The following is an 8,732-nucleotide window of genomic DNA, read 5'->3' on the forward strand; positions in this document are numbered from 1 at the left end:
TGGCTGACGGGACTCGAACCCGCGACAGCCAGGATCACAACCTGGTGCTCTACCAACTGAACTACAGCCACCATCACCGCACCGGACGAGCCTCGCGAGGACGGCGTCGCTGTAGTGCGGCGCGCTTGATACTAGCCGCTTTCAGCCTCAGCGGCCGAATTGTTTTCCGGCTCGGTGCTGCCGTCGTCCTTCAGCAAGCCCACCGTGTCAGCGATCTCGCTGGTAGACGGCCCGGGTGGGGCGACGAACGCGGTGGCCCGGTAGTACCGCAGCTCCTTGATCGACTCCTGGATGTCGGCCAGCGCGCGGTGGGCCAGGCCCTTCTCGGGCTGGCCGTAATAGATCCGCGGATACCAGCGCCGACACAGCTCCTTGATGGAGCTGACGTCGATCATCCGGTAGTGCAGGTAGTTGTCCAGCGTGGGCATGTCGCGGGCGATGAAGCCCCGGTCGGTGGCGATCGAGTTGCCGGCCAGCGGGGCGGTCTTGGCGGTCTTGACGTGATCGCGGATGTAGTCCATCACCAGCTTCTCGGCAGTTGCGACGTCGATGGTGGAGGCCCGGACCTCCTCGGTCAGCCCGGAGCTTTTGTGCATCCGCGCGACGACCTCGACCATGTTGCCCAGCGCCTCGTCGTCGGCGTGGATCACCACGTCGATTCCCTCGCCCAGCACGTTGAGGTCGGCGTCGGTCACCAGCGCCGCAATCTCGATCAACCGGTCGGTGCGCAGGTCCAGCCCCGTCATCTCGCAGTCGATCCACACCAATTCATCACGCACAGCGATCAACAGTAAGCCCAGCGCACCAAGTAGTGTTTTACCGGCCTAAAACACACCCGGAGCACCCACGAAAGGGCCTCGCCATGACCGACGCGACAGCGTCACCCGCCCAGCAGATCGCCGCCGGCTACGCCACCGAGGGTCAGGCCCTCGAACTCGGCGCGGTGATGGTGGGCGGGCAGGTCGATCCGACGGCGCAGATCCGCATCCCGCTGGCGATGATGAACCGCCACGGCCTGGTCGCCGGCGCCACCGGCACCGGCAAGACCAAGACGCTGCAGGTGATCGCCGAGCAGCTGTCGGCCGCCGGGGTGCCGGTGGTGATGGCCGACTTCAAAGGCGACCTGTCCGGCCTGTCCCGGCCCGGCGAAGCAGGAGACAAGATCACCCAGCGCGCCACCGAGACGGGCGACCAGTGGGCGGGCACCCCGTTCCCGGTGGAATTCCTCTCGCTGGGCACCGGCGGCCTCGGCGTCCCGGTGCGGGCCTCGATCTCGGCGTTCGGCCCGATCCTGCTGTCCAAAGTGCTGGGCCTCAACCAGAACCAGGAATCCACCCTCGGCCTGATCTTCCACTACGCCGACCAGCAGGGCCTGCCGCTGCTGGACCTCAAGGACCTGCGGCAGGTGATCACTTTCCTGACCACCACCGACGACGGCAAGGCCCAGCTCAAGACCCTCGGTGCGGTGTCCAGCCAGACCGCAGGCGTGATCCTGCGTGCGTTGGTCAACCTCGAATCCGAGGGCGGCGACACCTTTTTCGGTGAGCCCGAGCTCGATCCGGCCGACCTGCTGCGCATCGACGACCAGGGCCGCGGCATCATCAGCCTCTTCGAGGTGGGCGAGCAGGCGTCCCGGCCGGTGATGTTCTCCACCTTCTTGATGTGGGTGCTCGCCGACCTGTTCAGCTTCCTGCCCGAAGTCGGCGATATCGACAAGCCCAAGCTGGTGTTCTTCTTCGACGAGGCGCACCTGCTGTTCAAGGACGCCTCCAAGGCGTTCCTGGGCCAGGTGGAGCAGACCGTCAAACTCATCCGTTCCAAGGGCGTCGGCGTGTTCTTCTGCACCCAGCAGCCCACCGATGTTCCCAATGCCGTTCTGTCCCAACTGGGTTCGCGCGTTCAGCACGCGCTGCGCGCCTTCACCCCGGACGATCAGCAGGCTCTTTCGAAGACGGTGCGCACCTACCCGAAGACCGAGATCTACGATCTGGCAACCGATTTGACCGCATTGGGCATCGGCGAGGCCATCGTGACGGTGCTCTCCGAACGCGGCGCGCCCACGCCGGTGGCGTGGACCAAGCTGCGCTCACCGCGCTCGCTGATGGACACCATCGGTCCGGACTACATCAAGGCCGCCGCACAGGCCAGCCCGTTGTTCCTCAAGTACGGCCCCAGCGTCGACCGCGAGTCGGCCTACGAGATGCTGGCCGCCAAGATGGCGCCCCCGCCGGCGCAGGCCCCGGCCGCGGGGGAGCCGATGGACCTGCCGCCGATCCCCACCGGCATCGACATCCCGCCGATGCCCACCCCGGTGGAGAAGGCCGAGCCGTCCATGTTGGAGCAGATGATGGACAACCCGGCCTTCAAGAGCGCCATGCGCTCGGCTGGGACGGTGATCGGGCGGGAGATCACCCGGAGCATCTTCGGAACCGGTCGCCGGCGGCGCTAAGCGCTCGGCACGATTTCGGTGCGCTGGCGTGCGGTGACCGCCGGTTAGTGCACCGAAATCGTCGGTTGGAACTGGTCTGACCACTTGACCTGTTGCCAGTCCTGCGCAATGCTGTGACGATGGCGCTGCAGCCGGTCAACCGACGCTCCGTCCCCGAGGACGTCTTCGAGCAGATCCTGGCCGACGTGCTCAGCGGCGAGATGCGCCCCGGGGAGTCGCTGCCCAGCGAGCGCCGGCTGGCCGAGGTGCTCGGGGTGTCCCGCCCGGCGGTGCGCGAGGCGCTCAAGCGGGTCGCGGCGGCCGGACTGGTGGAGGTGCGCCAGGGTGATGCCACCACGGTCCGCGACTTCCGTCGCCATGCCGGGCTGGACCTGCTGCCCCGGCTACTGGTGCGCGGCAACGACGTCGACATTTCGGTCGTCCGCAGCATCCTGGAAGCCCGGTTGCACAACGGTCCCAAGGTGGCCGAGTTCGCCGCCCGTCGTCGCACACCGGAACTGATCGCCCGGCTCAACGAGTCGATCCACGCTCTGGAGACCGACGCCGACCCGGTCGGCCAGCAGCACCACGCGATGGCGTTCTGGGATCACGTGGTCGACGGCGCGGACTCGATCGTCTTCCGGCTGATGTTCAACACCTTGCGCGCCGCCTACGAACCCGCGTTGCCGGCGCTGGCCATCATGATGGCCGCCGAAGTGGGGCAGATCCAGTCCTACCGGAACCTGGCCGCCGCCATCGGCGCCGCCGATCCCGCGGCGGCCGAGGCGGCCGCCCGTCAGCTTCTCGAACCCGCCACCGATGCGCTGCTGTCGGCGCTGACCGCAATGGAGGAGTCACGATGACCGAAACCAAGCGACCTAAAAGGACCGGCATGACGCTGGGCGACGCGGCCCGTGAGTTTCTGCGCCATCCCACCCCGTGGCTGCTCGGTGGGGCGTTCGCCGCGTCGCTGGCGGCCCGTATCGCCGTCGGCGACTGGCAGTGGAGCGACGCGGTCCTGCCGTTGGTCGTGCTGGCGGCATTTCCCTTCGTGGAGTGGATCATTCACGTCGTCATCCTGCATTGGCGTCCGCGCCGGATCGCCGGGGTGATGGTCGATTCGCTGCTGGCGCGCAAGCACCGCGAACACCACGTCGACCCGAAGATCGTCAGGCTGATCTTCATCCCGCTGCAGTCGCTGTTCGGCGCGCTGGCCGCGGCGTTGCTCATCGGGCTCGTGTTCATCCCGCGCACCGGGCTGGGCCTGACGTTCATGGTGACGGTGTTCGGCATCGGCGTGGTCTACGAGTGGTGCCACTATCTGGTGCACACCGACTACAAGCCCAAGAGGTGGTTGTTCCGGACCATCTATCGCAACCATCGCTTGCACCACTTCAAGAACGAGCACTACTGGTTCGGCGTCACCACGCCCGGCACGGCCGACCGGGTGCTGGGCACCTACCCCGACCAGCAGTCGGTGCCGACCTCCCCGACGGCCAAGAACCTGCACGGCACCACGGTGAACGCCTAAGCGGCACAGAGCTTTTTCGGCCGGGGTTACTCGCCGCCCAGCTTCTTGTACACCGCACCGACGATCGGGGTGACGATGGCGCGCGGCGCGTAGCCGCTGGCCACCGACATCGCCTTGGATGTGATTCCCGGGACCACCCGCATCTTGTTGCGCTCCAAGGCATCCAGCGACAGCTGCGCGGTGTGCTCGACGGAGATCCACAGGAAGTCCGGAATCAGCTTGTCCACCAGTGACGGATCCTCCGGCATTTCCGCGCGCACCGGGCCGGGTGCCAGCAGGGTCACGTGCACACCGGTGTGCAGCAGTTCACCGCGCAGCGACTCGCTGAAGGTATTGGCGAACGCCTTCGTCGCGGCGTAGGTGGCGTTATTGGGGATCGGGGAGTTTCCCGCAGCGGACCCGGAGATGAGGATGCCGCCGGCTCGCTTGGCCAGCATGCCCGGCAGAACCGCCAGCACCAGGTCGTGTACGCCCAGGACGTTGAGTTGCACCTCGGCCTTCTCGCCGGCGGGGTCGAGTTTGGCTACCGGACCGAAGGTGGCGGTGCCGGCGTTGGCGCACAGGATCGAGATGTCGCGGGTGGCCAGTTCGTCGGCCAGCTCGGCGCGCTGTGCCGGGTCGGCCAGGTCGACGGCCCGCACCTCGACCGTCACTCCGTACTCGTCGCGCAGCCGGGTGGCCAGGCTCTCCAGCACCTCGGCGCGGCGGGCGGTGACGATCAGGTGGTGACCGCGGGCGGCCAGTTCGGTGGCCAGCGCCTCGCCGATGCCCTGGGAGGCACCGGTGACGACGGCTCGACTGTCGGCGGACGGCAGGGGGAGTGGCATGCGGCCAATCGTAGGGCCGCCTCCGCCCGGCGATAGGGTTGCCCGCATGACCGGTACCCCGTTGACGGTCGCCGCGGGGGCGCCGCGATCGAAAGTCGCCGCCTGGGCGCTGTGGGACTGCGGCTCCACCGGCATGAACGCCATCGTGTCGACGTTCGTCTTCTCGGTGTATCTGACCGGAAGCGTCGGCATCGGGCTGGGCGGCGACACCTCCCCGGCGAGCTGGCTGGGCCGGACCCTGACGGTCTCGGGTCTGGCGGTGGCCCTGCTGGCCCCGCTGATCGGGGTCTTGGTTCAGGTGCCGCAACGCCGGCGGGTGGCGCTGGTAGTGCTGACTGTGCTCGCGGTGTCCTTCACCGCCTCGATGGTGCTGATCCGCGCCGATCCGGCGTACCTCTTCGCCGGGCTGGCGCTGCTGGCGCTCACCGCGGCCTGCGGCGACCTGGCCAGCGTGCCTTACAACGCGATGCTGCGGCAGCTGTCCACACCGCAGACCGCCGGCCGGATCTCGGGGCTGGGCTGGGCGGCCGGCTACTCCGGCAGCGTGCTGCTGCTGCTGGTCATCTACTTCGGCTTCATCGTCGGCGACGGCCCGACCCGCGGCCTGCTGCAGGTGCCGATCGAGGACGGCTGGAACGTGCGCCTGGCGATGGTGATGGCCGCCTGCTGGCTGGCCGTGCTGAGCCTGCCGCTGCTGATCACCGCGCAACGGCTCGCCCCCGCCGCCGAGGATCGCAACGACCTCCCCGGCGGGATCTTCAGCGCCTACAAGCAGCTGTGGTCGGATCTGCGCGGGGAATGGCAGCGCGACCGCAACTTTGTCTACTACCTGGGGGTGAGCGCGATCTTCCGGGACGGCCTGGCCGGCATCTTCGCCTTCGGCGCGGTGCTGGCTGTCAGCGTGTACGGACTCACGCAGGCCGATGTGCTGATCTTCGGGGTGCTCGCCTCCACGGTGGCCGCGCTCGGGGCGATTCTCGGCGGCCGCCTTGACGACCGGCTCGGCGCCAAACCGGTCATCGTCGCCTCGCTGAGCGTGCTGGTCGTCGTGTCAATCACGTTGATGGCGCTGTCCGGTCCCGGCGCCTTCTGGGCGTGCGGGCTGCTGCTGGCGCTGTTCGTCGGCCCTACTCAGTCGGCCGCCCGGACACTGCTGTTGCGGATGACCGGCGAGGGCAAGGAGGGCGTCGCCTTCGGGCTCTACACCATGACCGGCCGGGCCGCCGCCTTCATCGCGCCCTGGCTGTTCTTCGTGTTCGCCGACTTCTTCCACTCCGACCGCGCCGGGTTCGCCGGGATATGCCTGGTTCTGGTCGCCGGGCTCATCGGCATGGTGCTGGTGCGCGTGGATCCGAAACAGCCGGCAGTGAAGGCCTGAGTCAGCCGCCCAGGCCGGAGCAGATCGTCAGGCCGCGGCCGGTGCGCTGCCGGACCTGTGCGCCGTTGACCGACACGCTGCAGGTGACGTCGCGGCCTACGTTGACCACCGCGACGCTCGCGGAGTTGCGCGCCGGCGCCGTCAGGTTGACCTCTTTGCTCCACGGCAGCGCGACGTTGAACTCGATCTGCATGATGCCGCCGGTGTCGACATAGGTGATGTTGATGGCGCGGCCCTCACCGGTGACGTTGTAGATGACCGGCTCGGTGGCGGTCGACGGCGCAGGCTCCAACGGCGCCCCCGGCTCGGTCGGTTCCAGCGGCTCGCTGGGGAACGGCAGCGGTAGCGGAATCGGGATCGGCGCCGGGCTGGACGGTGCCGACGGAATGCGGGTGCGCGGCGTGGTGGGCGTCGCCGGCCGCGGCAGGGGTGACGTCGCCGTCGGCGTGGCGGGCTCGACGACCGAACGTTTCGACGAGTTGCTAACGATCACCAGCGCCAGCACCAATCCGGTGATGAGCAGGACAGCGGCCGCCACGGCGGCCCACACCCACCTCGGGGACTTCTTCGGCGGCGGTGGTGGCGGGGGCGGCGCGGGATAGCCGGGACCGGGCTGCCAGTACGGGGTCAGCTGTTCGGTGGGCTGTGGGACGGGGTTGCCGTAGCCGGGCCCGTAATAGGTGGGTCCCCAGTACCCGGAGTAGGCGGGGTCGGTGTTGGGCGGGTAGCTGCCACCCGCACCGGTCGGGTCGGACCAGCCCGGCCCGCGTGGATCGCTCATTCCCGCCTCACGCCATGCAGGCTACCGGCTTTCGGCTGGGTGCCGCCGTGGTCGGCGGTGTTTGAACAAGTTTCGTGCGGGTAAATCAGCCAGGGTCGGCGGGCGAACTGGAGGGAGACCCACGATGCGCGGTGCAGTCGGAGTGATCGTGTTCGTGTGGTTGCTGATCGGAGTGTTTGCCACGTGGCAGCGCGGCTACTTCGCCAGTAGCGACGCAAGCTGCGCGACGGCCGGGTCCATCGCGCTGACCGTCGTCGCCGGTCCGTTGAACTACGCCGGGGTCAACCCCAAGGTCGCGGAGTGCAACGTGCCCCAACCCAGCCAGTAGCCGCTGTCAGGCAAATACAGGGAGGAACGGCAATGATCGTGCTTGGAGCGATTCTGCTCATTCTGGGCTTCGTGCTCAAAATCCAGATTCTGTGGACTCTCGGCGTCATTCTGCTCATCATCGGTGCGGTGCTGTGGGTCCTCGGTTCGGTCGGTCGTCCGGTCGCCGGCCGCCGCTACTGGTATTGACCGACAGCGCAGCTGACGTCATCGCCCGCAACACCTCCCGCGACGGATCCGGTGAGGTGCTGCGGGCGCTCGGCCGCACGCTGTAGGGCGTTGAGTTGAGCAGTCCGAATGCGGCGTGGGCCATCACCCGCGCGGTGTCCTCGTCCAGTGCGGGATTGACGTCGCGAAGCGCCCCGACCCATGTCTCGACGTAGCGGCGCTGCGCCCGGCGGACTTGGCGTTGCGCCGGCGCCGGAAGGTTGGGCAGGTCGCGATCCTGGATCCGGATGAGGTCCGGCTCACCGAGGGCGAAGTCGAGATGGAATTCGATCAGGCCGGCCAGTGCGTCGGCGGCGTCGGCGGCGCCGTCCACCACCGCCTGCCCGCCGGCTTGCAGGCGGGTGCTGACACCCACGAGCAACTCGACCAGCAGCGTTTCTTTGCCGGCGAAGTGGCGGTAGATCGCGGGGCCGCTGATCCCGGCGGCCGCGCCGATGTCCTCCAGGCGTACCGCGAGGAACCCCCGCTCGGCGATGAGTTGTCCGGCGGCGGTGAGCAGCTTCGAGCGCCGGTCGGACTTCTGCCGACCACGCCGTGTGAGTTCGGTGCCAGTCATGGGTTAATCTTCATTAACCTAACATTCGGTTAGTGATCATTAACCAAAGGTTGAGTCGATGGCATCACCGCACCGCGAGGCGCACCTGCAATTGGTCGCCGAGTTGCGAGCCAAACTGGCTGCCGCAGCGCTCGGTGGACCGGAGCGGGCCCGGGACCGTCACGTCTCCCGCGGCAAGCTGCTCCCGCGCGACCGGGTCGACGGCCTGCTCGATCCGGGCAGTCCGCTGCTGGAAATCGCACCCCTTGCCGCCGACGGCCTATACGACGACGAATGCCTGGCGGCCGGGATTATCACCGGCATCGGCCGGGTGTCCGGACGCGAATGCATGATCGTCGCCAACGACGCCACGGTGAAGGGCGGCACCTACTACCCGGTCACCGTCAAGAAGCACCTGCGCGCCCAGGAGATCGCGGCGGCGAACCGGCTGCCGTGCATCTATCTGGTGGACTCCGGCGGGGCGTTCCTGCCGCGCCAGGACGAGGTGTTCCCGGACCGGGATCACTTCGGGCGCATCTTCTTCAACCAGGCCACCATGAGCGCCGCCGGCATCCCGCAGATCGCCGCGGTGCTCGGGTCGTGTACCGCAGGCGGCGCCTACGTGCCGGCGATGAGCGACGAGACCGTCATCGTCCGCAACCAGGGCACCATCTTCCTGGGCGGGCCGCCGCTGGTG

10 protein-coding genes and 1 tRNA gene are annotated in these 8,732 nt (G+C 68.1%); 6 read left to right on the top strand and 5 right to left on the bottom strand.

The window, feature by feature from the left end; genetic code table 11:
* A tRNA-His gene (locus ADBZ6I_RS13535) sits at positions 1-69 on the bottom strand.
* Between the two features lie 62 nt (positions 70-131).
* Complete coding sequence (gene orn, locus ADBZ6I_RS13540) at positions 132-779, bottom strand: oligoribonuclease (RefSeq protein WP_526384672.1); 648 nt, start codon at positions 777-779, stop codon at positions 132-134.
* Positions 780-862: 83 nt separating this feature from the next.
* Between orn and ADBZ6I_RS13545 the strand changes: the two genes are divergently transcribed.
* The 3 genes from ADBZ6I_RS13545 (at position 863) to ADBZ6I_RS13555 (ending at position 3,959) form a co-directional block, all read left to right on the top strand.
* The gene (locus tag ADBZ6I_RS13545) at positions 863-2,449 is read left to right on the top strand and encodes a helicase HerA-like domain-containing protein (protein WP_526384674.1); all 1,587 of its coding nucleotides are present in this window, start codon (positions 863-865) and stop codon (positions 2,447-2,449) included.
* Positions 2,450-2,568: 119 nt separating this feature from the next.
* The gene (locus tag ADBZ6I_RS13550) at positions 2,569-3,291 is read left to right on the top strand and encodes a FadR/GntR family transcriptional regulator (protein WP_526384676.1); all 723 of its coding nucleotides are present in this window, start codon (positions 2,569-2,571) and stop codon (positions 3,289-3,291) included.
* A complete protein-coding gene (locus ADBZ6I_RS13555) occupies positions 3,288-3,959 on the top strand; it encodes a sterol desaturase family protein (RefSeq protein WP_526384678.1) in 672 nt (223 codons plus the stop codon). Before ADBZ6I_RS13550 ends, ADBZ6I_RS13555 begins: the two co-directional genes overlap by 4 nt.
* A 26-nt stretch (positions 3,960-3,985) precedes the next feature.
* On the opposite strand, the gene cmrA is transcribed toward ADBZ6I_RS13555, so the two are convergent.
* Positions 3,986-4,786: a mycolate reductase gene (cmrA, locus tag ADBZ6I_RS13560; protein ID WP_526384680.1), complete on the bottom strand. Its 801-nt coding sequence runs from the start codon at positions 4,784-4,786 to the stop codon at positions 3,986-3,988.
* A 46-nt stretch (positions 4,787-4,832) separates the two neighbouring features.
* On the opposite strand from cmrA, the gene ADBZ6I_RS13565 reads away from it, so the two are divergent.
* Complete coding sequence (locus tag ADBZ6I_RS13565; protein ID WP_526384682.1) at positions 4,833-6,164, top strand: MFS transporter; 1,332 nt, start codon at positions 4,833-4,835, stop codon at positions 6,162-6,164.
* A gap of 1 nt (position 6,165) precedes the next feature.
* On the opposite strand, the gene ADBZ6I_RS13570 is transcribed toward ADBZ6I_RS13565, so the two are convergent.
* Positions 6,166-6,945, bottom strand: a complete 780-nt coding sequence (locus ADBZ6I_RS13570) for an MmpS family transport accessory protein (protein ID WP_526384684.1) — start codon at positions 6,943-6,945, stop codon at positions 6,166-6,168.
* Positions 6,946-7,069: 124 nt separating this feature from the next.
* Here ADBZ6I_RS13570 and ADBZ6I_RS13575 point away from each other — a divergent pair, with 124 nt between their 5' ends.
* Positions 7,070-7,273, top strand: a complete 204-nt coding sequence (locus tag ADBZ6I_RS13575; RefSeq protein ID WP_526384686.1) for a hypothetical protein — start codon at positions 7,070-7,072, stop codon at positions 7,271-7,273.
* Between the two features lie 117 nt (positions 7,274-7,390).
* Here the strand turns inward: ADBZ6I_RS13575 and ADBZ6I_RS13580 are convergent, their stop codons facing one another.
* On the bottom strand, positions 7,391-8,056 hold the full coding sequence (locus tag ADBZ6I_RS13580; protein WP_526384688.1) for an SACE_7040 family transcriptional regulator: 666 nt from the start codon (positions 8,054-8,056) through the stop codon (positions 7,391-7,393).
* Positions 8,057-8,114: 58 nt separating this feature from the next.
* On the opposite strand from ADBZ6I_RS13580, the gene ADBZ6I_RS13585 reads away from it, so the two are divergent.
* Positions 8,115-8,732: carboxyl transferase domain-containing protein (locus ADBZ6I_RS13585; RefSeq protein WP_526384690.1), on the top strand; the 618-nt coding region annotated here is incomplete at its 3' end.

It is taken from the genome of Mycobacterium sp. (assembly GCF_044342925.1).
GTDB lineage: Bacteria > Actinomycetota > Actinomycetes > Mycobacteriales > Mycobacteriaceae > Mycobacterium.